This is a genomic window from Pseudomonas sp. Van50 (assembly GCF_055390755.1).
In genome coordinates this window covers 1-15,984 of record NZ_AP024343.1, presented here as the reverse complement: position 1 = coordinate 15,984, position 15,984 = coordinate 1, and the positions used below count along the sequence as shown (strand labels likewise).

Below are 15,984 nucleotides of genomic sequence, written 5' to 3'. Positions count from 1 at the left end.
ATGGGCCGTGTTGCGAGCCGGCTATTCTAACCGCCGTTTACCAACTCGGCGTAGCGGTCGCAGTCTTGGGTGTGGTCCATGACCATGCCCGAGGCCTGCATCAAGGCGTAGCAAATGGTCGGCCCGACGAAAGTGAACCCGGCTTTTTTCAGGCCTTTGCTCATCGCCAGTGCCTCGGGCGTGATAGCCGGCACTTCGCTGCGGTCCTTGAAATGGTTGATGATGGGTTTGCCGCCCACGAACGACCAGAGGAACGCCACCGGGTCTTCCAGCGCCAGCCAGGCCTGGGCATTGCGACGGGCGGCCTTGAGCTTGAGGCGGTTGCGGATGATGCCCGGGTCGAGCATCAGCTCGTCGATTTCCGCGTCGCTCATCTGCGCCACGCGCTGCACATCGAAGCCGTACAACACTTCCCGGTAGCGCTCGCGTTTGCGCAAAACGGTGATCCAGGACAACCCGGCCTGGAACCCTTCGAGCAAAAGCAACTCGAACAAACCCTGCGCATCGCGCAGCGGCGTGCCCCACTCCTGATCGTGATAAGCCATGTACAACGGATCGTCAGAACACCAAAAGCAGCGTGGCATAAGGCTCCAGGGGGCGTGCGCACGAACGAATCGGGTATACTCCCGCTCTTTAAATCGCAGCCCAAGAAACAGGTGAATTTCGTGAGCCAGCCTACGCCAGCCGTGCGTACCTTCCAAGACTTGATCCTCGCCCTCCAGCAATACTGGGCCGAGCAAGGTTGCGTGGTACTTCAGCCCTACGATATGGAAGTAGGCGCCGGCACTTTCCACACTGCCACGTTTCTGCGTGCCATCGGCCCGGAAACCTGGAACGCCGCTTATGTGCAGCCCAGCCGCCGCCCGACTGACGGCCGCTACGGCGAAAACCCGAACCGCCTGCAGCACTACTACCAGTTCCAGGTGGTCCTGAAGCCGAACCCGGAAAACTTCCAGGAACTGTACCTGGGCTCCCTCAAGCACGTCGGCCTCGACCCACTGGTGCACGACATTCGTTTCGTCGAAGACAACTGGGAGTCGCCAACCCTGGGCGCCTGGGGCCTGGGCTGGGAAGTCTGGCTCAATGGCATGGAAGTGACCCAGTTCACCTACTTCCAGCAAGCGGGCGGCATCGAGTGCTACCCGGTCACCGGCGAGATCACCTACGGCCTGGAACGCCTGGCCATGTACCTGCAGGGCGTGGATTCGGTCTACGACCTGGTATGGGCCGACGGCCCGTTCGGCAAAGTGACCTATGGCGACGTGTTCCACCAGAACGAAGTGGAGCAGTCGACCTACAACTTCGAACACGCCAACGTCGAGAAGCTGTTCGAGCTGTTCGATTTCTACGAGAGCGAAGCCAAGCGCCTGATCGAGCTGGATCAGCCGCTGCCGTTGCCGAGCTATGAAATGGTGTTGAAGGCGTCCCATACCTTCAACCTGCTGGATGCACGCCGGGCGATTTCCGTGACCGCGCGCCAGCAATACATCCTGCGTGTACGCACCCTGGCGCGTTCCGTTGCGCAAGCCTACCTGCTGGCCCGTGCCAAGCTGGGCTTCCCGATGGCGACCCCGGACCTGCGTGATGAAGTGTTGGCTAAGCTGGAGGCTGCACAATGAGTGCTCAAGATTTTCTGGTTGAACTGGGCACCGAAGAACTGCCACCCAAAGCCCTGAACACCCTGGCCGATGCGTTCCTGGCCGGTATCGACAAAGGCCTGCAAGCCGCTGGCCTGAGCTACGAAGCCAAACAGGTGTACGCCGCGCCGCGCCGCCTGGCCGTGCTGATCACCGCCCTGGCGACCCAGCAGCCGGACCGCAGCATCAACCTCGACGGCCCGCCACGCCAGGCCGCGTTCGATGCCGACGGCAACCCGACCCAGGCCGCCCTGGGCTTCGCCAAGAAGTGCGGCGTGGACCTGAGCGAAATCGACCAGAGCGGCCCGAAGCTGCGCTACAGCCAGAGCATCAAGGGCAAGCCGACCGCCAGCCTGTTGCCGACCATCGTCGAAGACTCCCTCAATGACTTGCCGATCCCCAAGCGCATGCGCTGGGCCGCGCGCAAGGAAGAGTTCGTACGTCCAACCCAGTGGCTGGTGATGTTGCTCGGTGACCAGGTCATCGATTGCACGATCCTGGCCCAGAAGGCCGGTCGCGACTCCCGCGGTCACCGCTTCCATCATCCACAGAGCGTGCGCATCACCTCGCCGGCCAACTACCTGGCCGACCTGCGTGCGGCCTACGTACTGGCCGACGCCAACGAGCGGCGCGAGCTGATCAGCAAGCGCACCGAAGAGCTGGCCACCCTGCAGGAAGGCACCGCCATCGTGCCGGCCAACCTGCTGGACGAAGTGACCGCGCTGGTGGAATGGCCAGTGCCGCTGGTGTGCTCGTTCGAGGAACGTTTCCTTGAAGTGCCGCAGGAAGCGCTGATCACCACCATGCAGGACAACCAGAAGTACTTCTGCCTGCTGGACGCCGAAGGCAAGTTGCTGCCGCGCTTCATCACGGTTGCCAACATCGAAAGCACGGACCCGCAGCAGATCATCGCCGGTAACGAAAAAGTCGTTCGCCCGCGCCTGACCGATGCCGAGTTCTTCTTCAAGCAAGACAAGAAACAGCCCCTGGAAAGCTTCAACGAGCGCCTGCGCAACGTGGTGTTCCAGGAAAAACTCGGCAGCGTCTACGACAAGGCCGAGCGCGTTTCGAAACTGGCGGCATTCATCGCCCCACGCATCGGCGGCGACGCCCAGCGCGCGGCCCGTGCCGGCATCCTGTCCAAGTGCGACCTGTCCACCGAAATGGTCGGTGAGTTCCCGGAGATGCAAGGCGTCGCCGGTTACTACTACGCCCTCAACGATGGCGAACCGCAGGACGTGGCCCTGGCGCTGAACGAGCAGTACATGCCCCGCGGTGCCGGCGCTGAACTGCCAACCACCCTGACCGGTGCGGCCGTGGCGATCGCCGACAAGCTCGACACCCTGGTCGGCATCTTCGGCATCGGCATGCTGCCCACCGGCAGCAAAGACCCGTATGCCTTGCGGCGTGCGGCCCTGGGCGTGTTGCGGATCCTGATCGACAAGCAACTGGACCTGGACCTGAACGACGCCGTGGCATTCGCCGTCAACGCGTTCGGCAGCAAGGTCAAGGCTGCCGGCCTGGCCGATGCGGTGCTGGAATTCATCTTCGACCGCCTGCGTGCGCGTTATGAAGATGAAGGCGTCGACGTCGCCACCTACCTGTCGGTGCGAGCCCTGAAACCGGGTTCGGCCCTGGACTTCGACCAGCGCGTACAAGCGGTGCAAGCCTTCCGCAAATTACCGGAAGCCGCCGCGCTGGCAGCGGTGAACAAGCGGGTATCGAACCTGCTGGGCAAGGCCGAAGGCAACATCGCGGCCACCGTCGAAGCCAAGTACTTCGACAACGCCAACGAGTTTTCCCTGTACTCGGCGATCCAGCAGGCGGACCAGGCGGTCCAGCCAATGGCGGCGGCGCGTCAGTACAGCGAAACCCTGGCGCGCCTGGCGGCACTGCGCGAGCCGGTGGATGCGTTTTTCGAGGCGGTGATGGTCAACGCCGAAGATGCCAAAGTACGGGCCAACCGTTACGCGCTGCTGGCGCGTCTGCGTGGGCTGTTCCTCGGCGTCGCCGATATTTCGTTGCTGGGGTAACGCTTGAAACTGCTGATTCTCGATCGGGACGGGGTAATCAATCACGACTCCGACGCTTACATCAAATCGGTGGAGGAGTGGTTGCCGCTGCCCGGTTCGATCGAAGCCATCGCGCAGTTGAGCAAGGCCGGCTGGACGGTGGCGGTCGCCACCAACCAGTCGGGCATTGCCCGCGGTTATTACGACCTCACCGTCCTGGACGCCATGCATGAGCGCCTGCGCGCCCTGGTGGCGGAGCAGGGCGGGGAAGTCGGCTTGATCGTCTATTGCCCGCATGGGCCGGACGACGGCTGCGATTGCCGCAAGCCCAAGCCGGGCATGTTGAAAACCATTGCCGCGCATTACGATGTGGCCTTGGCAGGTGTGTGGTTCGTCGGTGACAGTCTCGGTGACCTGGAGGCGGCCAAGGCCGTCGATTGTCAGCCAGTTTTGGTAAAGACCGGGAAAGGCGAGAAGACTCTGGGCAAGACCCTGCCGGTGGGCACCTTGATTTTTGACGACCTGGCGGCGATTGCCGCTGAACTTATCCACAATTAGAGCTCCCAAGACATCCTGATCAAGGACTGTTCGGGAAGCGCTTGAACAGGCGGGCATTGCCCGCAACGGTAAACGCCGCTATGTCGATATTGCAGGCCATCAGAAGCTTTCTCTTTTACCTGCTGCTGGGCACCAGCTCCTTGCTGTGGTGCACCCTGAGTTTTTTTATCGCGCCCTTCCTGCCGTTCAGGGCGCGCTACCGTTTCATCAACGTGTACTGGTGCCGCTGCGCACTGTGGCTGAGCAAGGTGTTCCTGGGCATCCGCTATGAAGTGAAGGGCGCCGAGAACGTGCCGGACCGGCCCTGCGTGATCCAGTCCAACCATCAAAGCACTTGGGAGACGTTCTTTCTCTCGGCCTATTTCGAGCCGTTGAGCCAGGTCCTCAAGCGTGAACTGCTGTTCGTACCGTTCTTTGGCTGGGCCATGGCCATGCTGCGCCCGATTGCCATCGATCGCGACAATCCCAAAGTGGCGCTCAAGCAAGTGGCGAAAAAGGGCGACGAACTGCTCAAGGACAACACCTGGGTGCTGATCTTCCCCGAGGGCACCCGTGTTCCTTACGGGACGATTGGCAAGTTTTCCCGCAGCGGTTCCGCATTGGCGGTGAACGCGAACCTGCCGGTGCTGCCGATTGCACACAATGCCGGCAAATTCTGGCCCAAGGCAGGTTGGATCAGAACACCTGGCGTCATCACCGTGGTGATCGGCGCACCGATGTATGCCGAAGGCACTGGGCCTCGCGCCATCGCCGAGCTCAATGACCGCGTACAAGCCTGGAATGAACAGGCACAACGGGAAATGGGCTCGCTTCCTCCAGGCCCTGTCGCGGAAGTCCCCACGGAACAAGCCGCTGTTTGAGATCTGTGGATAACCTGTGTACCGTTTTTTCGAAATCCGTTGTTTTTATCTCGTAAGGCTATGTTTTTAATACATATTTCATAAAAACATAAAACCCACGTTCAGGTGCATAAGTTTTTATAGCAGCAAAATATCGTAGCCTTCGGGGGTTGGAAACGTCCTGTAGGAGCTGCCAAAGGCTGCGATCTTTTCAATCTTCCAATAACGGGAAGCGCAGGCTGAAGGTCGTGCCTTTACCCACCACGCTACGACACTCGATTTTCCCCTCGTGATGGTCGACCACGGCCTTGACCATCGATAATCCCAGGCCAATTCCATCGACCCCTTGGGCCGAGGAAAACCGCCGGTACTGACTGAACAGGTCCGGCAGTTCTTCGGCGCTGATGCCCTTGCCTTGGTCGGCGACATTGCAGATCAACCAACCCGAGATGCAATGAACCTGCAGGGAAATACAGGCGTCGGACGGGCTGTACTTGATGGCATTTTCCAGCAGATTGAACAGGGCACGGGTCAATAACGATTGATCCGCCCGCACCATCGCATCTTCATCCTCTATTTCGTGAACCAACCGAATACGCTTTGCCTGTGCAATGGGCAGCGCCTGATCGAGCACGTCCAACACCAGCATGGCGAACAGCGTCGGCTGGAATTGATAGGCCTCGGATTCGGCCTTGGCCAGTTGTACGAAGCCCTCGGTCAGGTCCAGGGCGCGCCGTACCTGGCGCTCGATCTGGTCGAACAGCGGATGATCGCCACCCGCCTGATGCCGCTGCACATCGAGCAGCGCAAGGATCGCCGAGTGAGGGGCGCGCAAGTCATGGGAGAGGAACCGCAGCATGACGCTGCGCTGCTCTTCCGCCTCACGTTCGGCGCTCAGGTCCGTGAGGCTCAGCAACCAGCCAATCGGCGCATCGCCATCCACCGGCAACAGCGCAGCCCGTTCCAGGCGCAAGCTGCGCTCGCGAATGTCGCGAAACTCCACCAGGGGCAATGTGGATAACCGGTGATGCGCCCCGTGCTCCAGCCCCGGATAACCCAATTGCCCAAGGTGCTCCAGCACATCGCCGCCCGCCAGACCATGGCCGAACAGCTCGCGCGCCTTTCGGTTACCCAGCAGCAGCTTGCCTTGGGGATCGCTGATCATGGTTGCCACCGGCAAGTATTCCAAGCCATCGGCAATGAAGCGCCGGGTGTCGCGGGTTCGGCTCATGGCTTGTTCCAGGGCCATGATCTGGCCCTGCAAACGGTCGCTGCCGGCGTAGGAGGCGCGACGACGCTCCGGGAAGACCTTGGGCTCCGCGTCCAGGCGTGCCAGCTCCCAACCGAAATAGGCCAACACCACGCTCAGCCGTCGCCAGTTCCAGATCAGGTAGCCGAACATGATCCCCAGCACGCTCGCCACGGGCGACCACCACCACCCCCGCGCACCCAGCATGGCGCTGATCAACAGGGCCAGGCTCATACCACCTACCGTTGTCCACAGGGCCAGGCGCGGGCGCAACAGCAGCAAGCCCAATACACAACCCACCAGGCACACCGACAACAACGCGGCGCCTGAATGGTTATCGGTGGATTGACTGCTCAATGACAACAAGGCCGTCAGCGGCAACAGCAGCAGACTTATCCACAACCACTCCCGCACCAACTGTCGAAACAACCGCTGAACCTGGGTGGGTTCACGACTTTCACGGCGACGCTGGTTACTCATAGGCCTCCTGGCCGAACTCAAGGACTGTGGATATCTTCACTGGCCTGCGTAAGTCGACAGGCGTGAAAGCCCACGACTATAACGGACTCGATGGGTGGCGCGCTGCTGCCTTTCCCTCTGTGTCGCGAGCCGGTATTGTCGCAGCCAGCGACAGGTCAATGAATCAGCCACTGGCTGCCTTTCATTGCCACCTGAAGATGTCCGTTACTCTCGAGATCAAGGAATCGCATTCCATGCGTGTCGCCATACTGGACGATGAACCGGCCGAGTTGCGCCGGGTAGAACAGACGCTGCAACAAATCCCCGGCAGAGGCGAGCAAGCCTGGACCCTGCACAGTTTCGAACGTGGGGAAGACTTGTTGCGGCAACTGCGGCGGGAAACCTTCGACTTGTTGATCCTCGACTGGCAACTGCCCGACATCAGCGGCCTTTCATTGCTGCGCTGGACCCGCGAGCACATGGATTCGCCACCGGCCGCCATCATGCTGACCAGCCGCGACGGCGAGCACGACATCGTCCAGGCCCTCAACGCCGGCGCCGACGACTATGTGAGCAAACCCTTCAGGCCCAACGAGCTCAAGGCCCGGGTCACAGCCGTGCTGCGCCGTCACAACCTGCAACGCGCGCCTGCCAGCGACGTGCTGGTGTTCAACGACCTGGCGTTCGACGACGCCGAACTGACCATCACCCGCGCCGGCATCCCCATCAGCCTGACCGAACGGGAATACCGCCTGGCCCAGTGCCTGTTCGCCAACCTGGGCCGGCCGCTGTCCCGGGAATACTTCTACGAACGCTTCTGGACCCACGAGGAAATGACCTCGTCGCGGCCACTCGACACCCACATCTATCGCCTGCGCAACAAGCTCGGGCTGACGGCGGATCGGGGTTGGCAGTTGCTGACGATCTACGGGTATGGGTATCGGTTGGAGAGTGTGGTGGCGGGGAGTGAGGCGTCGGTGGCCAGTTAGGGAACCGACTGCTCATATTGAATGGCATCTGTGGCGAGGGAGCTTGCTCCCGCTGGGCTGCGCAGCAGCCCCTTTTGTGAGCGCTTAGCACCCAAGCGGGAACAAGCTCCCTCGCCACCCAATGGATATCACCCGATCGTCGGTACCGGGCTTCCTGTTTTTGCGATCCGACGACGCTGTATCAGCACGCCGGATATCACCACCAAGACACTCAGCAGACCGGTCGCAAGGATCTCCACGCGATGGGCTTCCTGGAACAGCATGATGGTCAAGGCCCCGACGATGAAGACAATCACCGCGTAGGTCAGGCCGGGAAACAGCCACATGCTGAAAGCGATTTTTTCCCCGCGAGCCATGCGTTGTTTGCGCATACGCAATTGCGAAACCGCAATGACCAGGTACACCAGCAACGCAATGGCGCCAGAGCTGGCCAGCAGGAATTCGAAGACCGCCGCCGGTGCCACGTAGTTGGCGAACACCGCCAAAAAGGCCGCACCGGTCGACAACATCACCGCCCAGTGAGGTGTGCCGCTCTTGTTGGTGCGCTGGGAAACGGCCGGCGCATCACCGCGCTTGCCCAACGAGAACATCATGCGCGAAGCCGTGTACAGCGCCGAGTTCAGGCAACTGGTGACCGCTACCAGGACCACGATATCGACGATCAGCTTGGCATTGGGGATGCCCATGCGCTCCAGCACCGTCTGGTAGGAGCCAACACTGGCCAGGAGCGGGTCGTTCCATGGCACCAGGGCGACGACGATGAAAATGGAGACGAGGTAGAACAAACCAATCCGCCAGATCACCGAGTTGGTTGCCTTGGAAATCTGCTGGCCCGGGTTCTTCGATTCGGCCGCCGCGATGGTCACGATCTCGGTGCCCATGAACGAAAACATGGTGGTCAGGATCGCCCCCAGCACCGCGCCCATGCCATTGGGCAGGAAGCCTTGGGTGTCGAACAGGTGCGAAACACCGCTGACCTGGCTGGTTGGCAGAACACCGAATATCGCCATCAGACCCAGCCCGATGAAGCCGATGATAGCCACCACCTTGACCAGGGCGAACCAGAATTCGAACTCTCCGTAATTCTTCACACTGAACAGGTTGGTGACCGTCAGCAGGAGGGTGATGACCAACGTGAAGACCCAGATCGCCACGTTCGGGAACCAGGCGTGCAGGATCGTTGCAGCAGCGTTGGCCTCCAGTGGAATCACCAGGACCCAGAACCACCAGTAGAGCCAGCCGATGGTGAAACCCGCCCAATGACCAATCGCCCGGTCCGCATACGTCGAGAAGGAACCCGTGTCCGGCGACGCCACCGCCATTTCGCCCAGCATCCGCATCACCAGCACCACCAAGGCACCCGCGGCAGCGTAGGCCAACAACACAGCCGGACCGGCCGCTGCGATCGCATGGCCGGAGCCGACGAACAGACCGGCGCCAATCACACCGGCTATGGAAAGCATCGTCACATGACGGGGCTTGAGCCCTTGCGCCAGATTATCGGAAGTTTGCGTACCGCTCATTGAGACTACCCTTGGCATTTGGATTTATTCGTACCACCTCGACCCATCGCTTTCTGTAAATTTAAAAAAACGATGTGTAAGTTATTAAACACGCAAGTTTTGCGCCAGGAAATCCAAGGTCCCCGGTATCCGGGGCCTTCATCCAATTCCTAACCCATTGACAATGAAGGCTTTATGCCAGGGTGTTACCCAGTTACACCGTTTTTGACCGATGGGTCTTAGAAGGAGTGGGTATTTTCCAGCGTAAAAAAAAGCCAACGCATGTGCGTTGGCTTTTTTGCTGGAGCAGGTGCTGCAGAAGGATCAGAAATCCAGGTTGGACACTGCCAACGCATTGCTCTCGATGAAGTCACGACGAGGCTCGACCGCATCACCCATCAGGGTGTTGAAGATCTGGTCCGCGCCAATGGCGTCTTCGATGGTGACTTTCAGCATCCGGCGCGAGCTAGGGTCCATGGTGGTTTCCCACAGCTGATCCGGGTTCATTTCACCCAGACCTTTGTATCGCTGGATGGTGTGGCGCTTGGTGCTTTCCGCCATCAGCCATTCAAGGGCTTCCTTGAACTCGGTCACGGCTTTCTTGCGCTCACCCCGTTGGATGTACGCACCTTCGTCCAGCAGCGTGCTCAGCTGCGCGCCAAGGGATACGACGGTCTTGTAGTCGTTGCTGCCGAAGAAGTCGCGGTTGAAGGTGACGTAGTTCGACAGGCCGTGGGAGATCAGTTCGACCTCCGGCAGCCAGACGTTACGCTCACGGTCTTCGCGCAGGCTGGCTTTGTAGACCAGGCCGGATTTTTCGACGGTGCGCAGGCGTACTTCGTACTGGGCCAGCCAATCCTGCATCGCTGCGTGATCGGACAGTTGCTCCAGGCTCACGGCTGGCAGGTAGATGAAGTGTTCGGTCAGTTCCTGTGGATACAGGCGCGACAGGCGTTTGAGGGTCTTCATCACCAGGCGGAAGTCGTTGACCAGGCGCTCGAGGGCTTCACCGGAAATACCGGGGGCATCTTCGTTCAGGTGCAGGCTCGCATCTTCCAGGGCCGACTGCGTCATGTACTCTTCCATGGCGTCGTCGTCTTTGATGTATTGCTCTTGCTTGCCTTTCTTGACCTTGTACAGCGGCGGCTGGGCGATGTAGATGTAGCCGCGCTCGATCAGCTCCGGCAACTGACGGAAGAAGAATGTCAGCAACAGGGTGCGGATGTGCGAACCGTCGACGTCAGCATCGGTCATGATGATGATGTTGTGATAGCGCAACTTGTCGATGTTGTACTCTTCGCGGCCAATGCCACAGCCCAGCGCGGTGATCAAGGTGCCGACTTCCTGGGAGGAAATCATCTTGTCGAAGCGCGCCTTCTCGACGTTGAGGATCTTGCCCTTGAGCGGCAGGATGGCCTGGGTGCGACGGTTGCGGCCCTGCTTGGCGGAACCGCCAGCAGAGTCACCTTCCACCAGGTACAGCTCGGACAGGGCAGGGTCCTTTTCCTGGCAGTCGGCCAGTTTGCCCGGCAGGCCAGCGATATCCAGCGCGCCTTTGCGGCGAGTCATCTCACGGGCCTTGCGCGCGGCTTCACGGGCACGGGCGGCGTCGATCATCTTGCCGACCACCAGCTTGGCTTCGTTCGGGTTCTCCAACAGGAAGTCGGAGAAGTACTTGCCCATTTCCTGTTCGACCGCGGTCTTCACTTCGGAAGACACCAGCTTGTCTTTAGTCTGGGAGCTGAACTTCGGATCCGGTACCTTCACCGAAATGATCGCCGTCAGGCCTTCGCGGGCATCGTCACCGGTGGTGGCGACTTTATGCTTCTTCGCCAGGCCTTCCTGTTCGATGTAGTTGTTCAGGTTACGGGTCAGCGCCGAACGGAAGCCCACCAAGTGGGTACCGCCATCGCGCTGTGGAATGTTGTTGGTGAAGCACAACAGGTTCTCGTTGAAGCTGTCGTTCCACTGCAGGGCGATTTCCACGCCGATGCCGTCTTCACGCTGGATGTTGAAATGGAACACCTGGTTGACCGCAGTCTTGTTGGTGTTCAGGTACTCAACGAACGCCCGCAGGCCACCTTCGTACTTGAACAGCTCTTCCTTGCCACTGCGCTCGTCCTTGAGGACGATGCCGACACCGGAGTTGAGGAAGGACAGTTCGCGAATCCGCTTGGCCAGGATGTCCCAGCTGAAGTGGATATTCTTGAAGGTTTCGCTCGACGCCTTGAAATGGATCTGGGTGCCGGTGGATTCGCTGTCGCCAACGATCGCCATCGGTGCCTGAGGCACGCCATGGACGTAGGTCTGTTCCCAGATCTTGCCACTGCGGCGTACCGTGAGCACCAGCTGTTCGGACAGCGCGTTCACCACCGATACACCTACGCCGTGCAGACCGCCGGAGACCTTGTAGGAGTTATCGTCGAACTTACCGCCAGCGTGGAGGACGGTCATGATGACCTCGGCGGCGGAAACGCCTTCCTCTTTGTGCACGTCTACCGGGATGCCACGGCCGTTGTCGCGAACGGTGATGGACTCATCCGGGTGGATGATGATGCTGATGTCGTCGCAATGGCCGGCGAGGGCTTCGTCGATGGAATTGTCGACCACCTCGAACACCATGTGGTGCAGACCGCTGCCATCGTCGGTGTCACCAATGTACATACCGGGACGTTTGCGTACGGCATCCAGGCCTTTCAGCACTTTAATGCTCGTTGAGTCGTACGTATTTTCTTCGCTCAATGCCTTCACTCCCGATGGTCGTGGGTCTGGGTGATACGGCCCTGTTCCACGTGGAACAGGGCGACTGGCGTTTCCGTCTGCCAGCCTTCCCTCAATAATTCGTGGTCTACACAGGTGATGAACACCTGGCAGCGTAAGTCTTCCAGCAAGCGGCACAACGCGCGGCGGTGGGCTTCGTCCAACTCGGACGGCAAGTCATCCACCAGATAAATACACTGACCGCGCCGGGCCTGGCTGACCAGATGCCCCTGGGCGATACGCAAGGCACACACCACTAGCTTCTGCTGCCCCCGGGACAAGATGTCCGCGGCGTTATGTGCGCCCAATCTGAGGCGCAAGTCAGCGCGTTGTGGTCCAGCCTGGGTATGGCCCATCTGCTGGTCCCGCTGCAGCGAGCCAGCCAGCACGGTGCTCAGTTCCCGGTCCTTGTCCCAGCCTCGGTAATAGCTGAGCGTCAGGCCCTCAAGCTCAACCAGTTCGCTCAAGGTCTGCTCGAAGACCGGTTTCAAGGCTTTGATGTAAGCGCGGCGGTATTCATCGATTTCAGCGCTGGCCTGGCACAGTTCCCTGTCCCAAACCGCTTGCGAAACGGCGTCAAGTGTACCATGTCGCAGCCAAGAGTTTCGCTGGCGCAGCGCCTTCTGCAAGCGCTGCCAAGTCGTCATGAAGCGCGGTTCCACGTGGAACACGCCCCAGTCGAGAAATTGCCGGCGAATCTTCGGCGCGCCTTCCAAAAGGCGGAAGCTGTCCGGATTGATCAGCTGCAACGGCAGGATCTCGGCCAGCTGTGCAGCACTGCGGGCGTTCTGCCCATCGATGCGGATCTGGAACTCCCCTTGCCGGTCCCGCGAGATCCCCAAGGCGCTATGGCCACCTTCCGCCAGTTCCACCTGCCCGAACACTGTGCACGCCAGTTGATCGTACTGGATGACCGGTAACAGCCGGGTGCTGCGGAACGAACGGGCAAGCCCGAGCAGGTGCACGGCTTCCAGCACGCTGGTTTTGCCGCTGCCGTTGGCGCCGTAAAGGATATTGATGCGGGGGGGGGGAGAAGGTCACCGGGTGCAGATTGCGCACCGCGGTGACCGAGACGCGACTTAAGGACATCTAGCTTCTGCTGGGCATGATTACAGACGCATCGGCATGACGACGTAAGCCGAATCGTCGTTATCAGACTCTTGCACCAGCGCACTGCTGTTGGAGTCAGACAGGATCAGACGCACTTGCTCGGTGGTCATCACACCCAGCACGTCGAGCAGGTAGCTGACGTTGAAGCCGATTTCCAGGGAGCCACCGTTGTACTCAACGCCTACTTCTTCTTCCGCTTCTTCCTGCTCCGGGTTGTTCGCCTGGATCTTCAACTGCCCGTTGGCCAGTTGCAGACGAATGCCGCGGTACTTCTCGTTGGACAGGATCGCGGTACGGCTGAAGGCTTCGCGCAGGGCCTGGCGATCGCCCAGAACCAGCTTGTCACCGCCTTTTGGCAGCACGCGCTCGTAGTCAGGGAACTTGCCGTCTACCAGCTTCGACGTGAAGGTGAACTCACCGGTGGTGGCGCGGATGTGGTGCTGGCCCAACACGATGCTGACGTTGCCGTCGGGCTCGGTCAGCAGACGGGCCAGCTCCAGGATACCTTTACGCGGCACGATCACCTGGTGGCGATCCGGCTGACCGATATCGGCCTGCATCGAGCACATGGCCAGGCGGTGACCGTCGGTGGCGACGGCGCGGATAACGCCGGCCGACACTTCCAGGAGCATGCCGTTGAGGTAATAACGCACGTCCTGCTGGGCCATGGCGAAACTGGTGCGTTCGATCAGGCGACGCAATTTGCTCTGGTCCAGGCTGCAGGTCAGCGAGCCCGGGCCTTCTTCGACGGTCGGGAAATCGTTGGCGGGCAGTGTGGACAAGGTAAAGCGGCTGCGACCGGCCTTGACCACGAGCTTCTGCTCATCGACCTTGATGTCGATCAGCGCGTCGTTGGGCAGGCTCTTGCAGATGTCCATCAGCTTGCGCGCCGGCACGGTGATGGAACCCGGATCGGCCGGTTCCTCAAGTTGCACACGACCGACCAGCTCGACTTCCAGGTCGGTACCGGTCAGCGACAATTGCTGGCCTTCGACAACCAGCAGCACGTTGGAAAGTACCGGCAAGGTCTGGCGGCGTTCGACGACGCCTGCGACCAGTTGCAGGGGTTTCAACAGGGCTTCGCGTTGAATGGTGAAATGCATGGTCTAGTCCCTTGCCTTAATAAGCTGCGCTGGTGGTCATCAAGTGGTCAGTGTACGCAGCAGGTTCTTGTAGTCCTCGCGGATGTCCGCGTCGGATTCCTTAAGTTCGTTGATCTTACGGCACGCGTGCAGCACGGTGGTGTGATCGCGTCCGCCAAACACATCGCCGATTTCCGGCAGGCTGTGGTTGGTCAGTTCCTTGGACAGGGCCATGGCCACCTGGCGCGGACGTGCCACCGAACGGGAACGGCGTTTGGACAGCAGGTCGGAGATCTTGATTTTGTAGTATTCAGCAACCGTTCGCTGAATGTTATCCACAGAAACCAATTTGTCCTGGAGCGCCAACAGGTCCTTCAAGGATTCGCGAATCAATTCGATGGTGATATCGCGGCCCATGAAGTGCGAATGGGCGATGACCCGCTTGAGGGCACCTTCGAGCTCACGCACGTTCGAGCGGATACGCTGGGCGATGAAGAATGCCGCGTCGTGAGGCAGCTCGACCTTGGCCTGGTCAGCCTTCTTCATCAGGATCGCGACCCGGGTCTCCAACTCCGGCGGCTCGACGGCCACCGTCAGGCCCCAGCCGAAACGCGACTTGAGGCGTTCCTCGAGGCCTTCGATCTCTTTCGGGTAGCGGTCACTGGTGAGAATGACCTGCTGCCCGCCCTCAAGCAATGCGTTGAAGGTGTGGAAAAACTCTTCCTGGGAACGTTCCTTGCGGGCGAAGAACTGAATGTCGTCGATCAGCAAGGCGTCCACCGAACGGTAGAAGCGCTTGAACTCGTTGATGGCGTTCAGTTGCAGCGCCTTGACCATGTCGGCCACGAAACGCTCGGAATGCAGGTACACGACCTTGGCATTCGGGTTCTTCTTTAATAGATGGTTGCCCACCGCGTGCATCAAGTGGGTCTTACCCAAGCCAACGCCGCCATAAAGGAAGAGCGGGTTGTAACCGTGCTTGGGGTTGTCCGCGACCTGCCAGGCCGCCGCGCGGGCCAGTTGGTTGGATTTACCTTCGACGAAATTCTCGAAGGTAAAGGTCCGGTTCAGGTAGCTGGTGTGCTTGAGCGCGCCTTCGACCTGGACGGTGCGCTGTTCGGCCCGCACCGGAGCCTGCTGGGAGCTGGCACCGGCCATGGGGTCGAAGCTGTCCCGGGAAGGTTCTTCGCTGACTTCGGCGACTTTTTGCGTGTTGCGTTTGCTCGGGGCAGGCGCGGGCGCCGGGGCGGCATGGTTGTTCACAGGAGCCGGGGCAGCCTGCTGGGCCTGTGACGCTGCGGCGGCCAGCGGCGCATTGGGCGCGGCGCGGGGTGCCGAACTGCGTTTGCTGCCTATTAATAAGGACAACGCAGGCGCCATGCCATTGCCATGCTCGTCGAGCAGTTCCATGACCCGGCCCAGGTACTTTTCGTTGACCCAGTCGAGAACGAAACGGTTCGGTGCATAGACACGCAACTCGTCGCCTTCGGCTTCGACCTGTAGTGGACGGATCCAAGTGTTGAATTGTTGGGCAGGCAGCTCATCGCGCAAAAGCTCCACGCACTGCTGCCAAAGTTCCACTGACACGGATATCCCCTAAGTTGAAAGCCGGTGAGGCAAAAACAAGCGGCCATTGTAGCGAGCGGACGTGCACTTATCCACACGCAGGTTGCTCATCGCCCATGATTTATCAATGCGTTAACCGAGAGAAAGACGACCGACGGTCGGTGGATAAGCTCTGTGGATAACCGAGCCTGAGGTCGTTGCACAAGTGGGGGCGAAACTCG

General features: G+C 60.2%; 11 protein-coding genes and 1 pseudogene. 5 read left to right on the top strand and 7 right to left on the bottom strand.

All coding sequences use genetic code 11. From position 1 onward, the window contains the following. Positions 1-26 precede the first annotated feature (26 nt). Positions 27-584, bottom strand: coding sequence for a DNA-3-methyladenine glycosylase I (locus tag ACZ5M5_RS00060; protein ID WP_060739899.1), 558 nt, complete (start codon positions 582-584; stop codon positions 27-29). A gap of 81 nt (positions 585-665) precedes the next feature. Here ACZ5M5_RS00060 and glyQ point away from each other — a divergent pair, with 81 nt between their 5' ends. From glyQ to ACZ5M5_RS00040, 4 genes are all read left to right on the top strand, one after another. Then, positions 666-1,619, top strand: a complete 954-nt coding sequence (gene glyQ, locus ACZ5M5_RS00055; protein WP_003177094.1) for a glycine--tRNA ligase subunit alpha — start codon at positions 666-668, stop codon at positions 1,617-1,619. Continuing rightward, positions 1,616-3,670, top strand: a complete 2,055-nt coding sequence (gene glyS, locus ACZ5M5_RS00050) for a glycine--tRNA ligase subunit beta (RefSeq protein ID WP_060739900.1) — start codon at positions 1,616-1,618, stop codon at positions 3,668-3,670. The genes glyQ and glyS overlap by 4 nt, the downstream gene beginning before the upstream one ends. A gap of 3 nt (positions 3,671-3,673) precedes the next feature. Further along, positions 3,674-4,207: a D-glycero-beta-D-manno-heptose 1,7-bisphosphate 7-phosphatase gene (gene gmhB / locus ACZ5M5_RS00045; protein ID WP_060739901.1), complete on the top strand. Its 534-nt coding sequence runs from the start codon at positions 3,674-3,676 to the stop codon at positions 4,205-4,207. Between the two features lie 80 nt (positions 4,208-4,287). Further along, a complete protein-coding gene (locus tag ACZ5M5_RS00040; protein WP_060739902.1) occupies positions 4,288-5,067 on the top strand; it encodes a lysophospholipid acyltransferase family protein in 780 nt (259 codons plus the stop codon). A 190-nt stretch (positions 5,068-5,257) separates the two neighbouring features. Here ACZ5M5_RS00040 and ACZ5M5_RS00035 read toward each other — a convergent pair whose 3' ends face one another. After that, positions 5,258-6,775 (bottom strand): sensor histidine kinase, encoded by a 1,518-nt coding sequence (locus ACZ5M5_RS00035; RefSeq protein WP_060739903.1) that lies wholly within the window; start codon positions 6,773-6,775, stop codon positions 5,258-5,260. A gap of 233 nt (positions 6,776-7,008) precedes the next feature. Between ACZ5M5_RS00035 and ACZ5M5_RS00030 the strand changes: the two genes are divergently transcribed. Beyond that, positions 7,009-7,743, top strand: coding sequence for a response regulator transcription factor (locus ACZ5M5_RS00030; RefSeq protein ID WP_464738404.1), 735 nt, complete (start codon positions 7,009-7,011; stop codon positions 7,741-7,743). Positions 7,744-7,871: 128 nt separating this feature from the next. Here the strand turns inward: ACZ5M5_RS00030 and gabP are convergent, their stop codons facing one another. The 5 genes and pseudogenes from gabP to dnaA all read right to left on the bottom strand — a co-directional run bounded on the left by gabP (position 7,872) and on the right by dnaA (position 15,784). Further along, positions 7,872-9,266 carry a GABA permease gene (gabP, locus tag ACZ5M5_RS00025; protein WP_464738403.1) on the bottom strand — a complete coding sequence of 465 codons (1,395 nt, stop codon included), beginning with the start codon at positions 9,264-9,266 and terminating at the stop codon, positions 7,872-7,874. Between the two features lie 303 nt (positions 9,267-9,569). Next, positions 9,570-11,987, bottom strand: a complete 2,418-nt coding sequence (gene gyrB / locus ACZ5M5_RS00020; protein ID WP_060739906.1) for a DNA topoisomerase (ATP-hydrolyzing) subunit B — start codon at positions 11,985-11,987, stop codon at positions 9,570-9,572. Positions 11,988-11,992: 5 nt separating this feature from the next. Further along, positions 11,993-13,094: pseudogene (recF, locus tag ACZ5M5_RS00015) on the bottom strand (DNA replication/repair protein RecF). 20 nt (positions 13,095-13,114) lie between these two features. Further along, positions 13,115-14,218, bottom strand: a complete 1,104-nt coding sequence (gene dnaN / locus ACZ5M5_RS00010) for a DNA polymerase III subunit beta (protein ID WP_003196145.1) — start codon at positions 14,216-14,218, stop codon at positions 13,115-13,117. Between the two features lie 39 nt (positions 14,219-14,257). Next, positions 14,258-15,784 (bottom strand): chromosomal replication initiator protein DnaA, encoded by a 1,527-nt coding sequence (gene dnaA, locus ACZ5M5_RS00005; RefSeq protein ID WP_060739907.1) that lies wholly within the window; start codon positions 15,782-15,784, stop codon positions 14,258-14,260. Positions 15,785-15,984 lie beyond the last annotated feature (200 nt).

Coding starts and splice junctions, on each gene's coding strand:
- dnaN (WP_003196145.1), bottom strand. CDS start 14,218: ATGCATTTCACCATTCAACGCGAAGCCCTGTTGAAACCCCTGCAACTG.
- glyS (WP_060739900.1), top strand. CDS start 1,616: ATGAGTGCTCAAGATTTTCTGGTTGAACTGGGCACCGAAGAACTGCCA.
- ACZ5M5_RS00030 (WP_464738404.1), top strand. CDS start 7,009: ATGCGTGTCGCCATACTGGACGATGAACCGGCCGAGTTGCGCCGGGTA.
- gabP (WP_464738403.1), bottom strand. CDS start 9,266: ATGAGCGGTACGCAAACTTCCGATAATCTGGCGCAAGGGCTCAAGCCC.
- ACZ5M5_RS00040 (WP_060739902.1), top strand. CDS start 4,288: ATGTCGATATTGCAGGCCATCAGAAGCTTTCTCTTTTACCTGCTGCTG.
- ACZ5M5_RS00035 (WP_060739903.1), bottom strand. CDS start 6,775: ATGAGTAACCAGCGTCGCCGTGAAAGTCGTGAACCCACCCAGGTTCAG.
- ACZ5M5_RS00060 (WP_060739899.1), bottom strand. CDS start 584: ATGCCACGCTGCTTTTGGTGTTCTGACGATCCGTTGTACATGGCTTAT.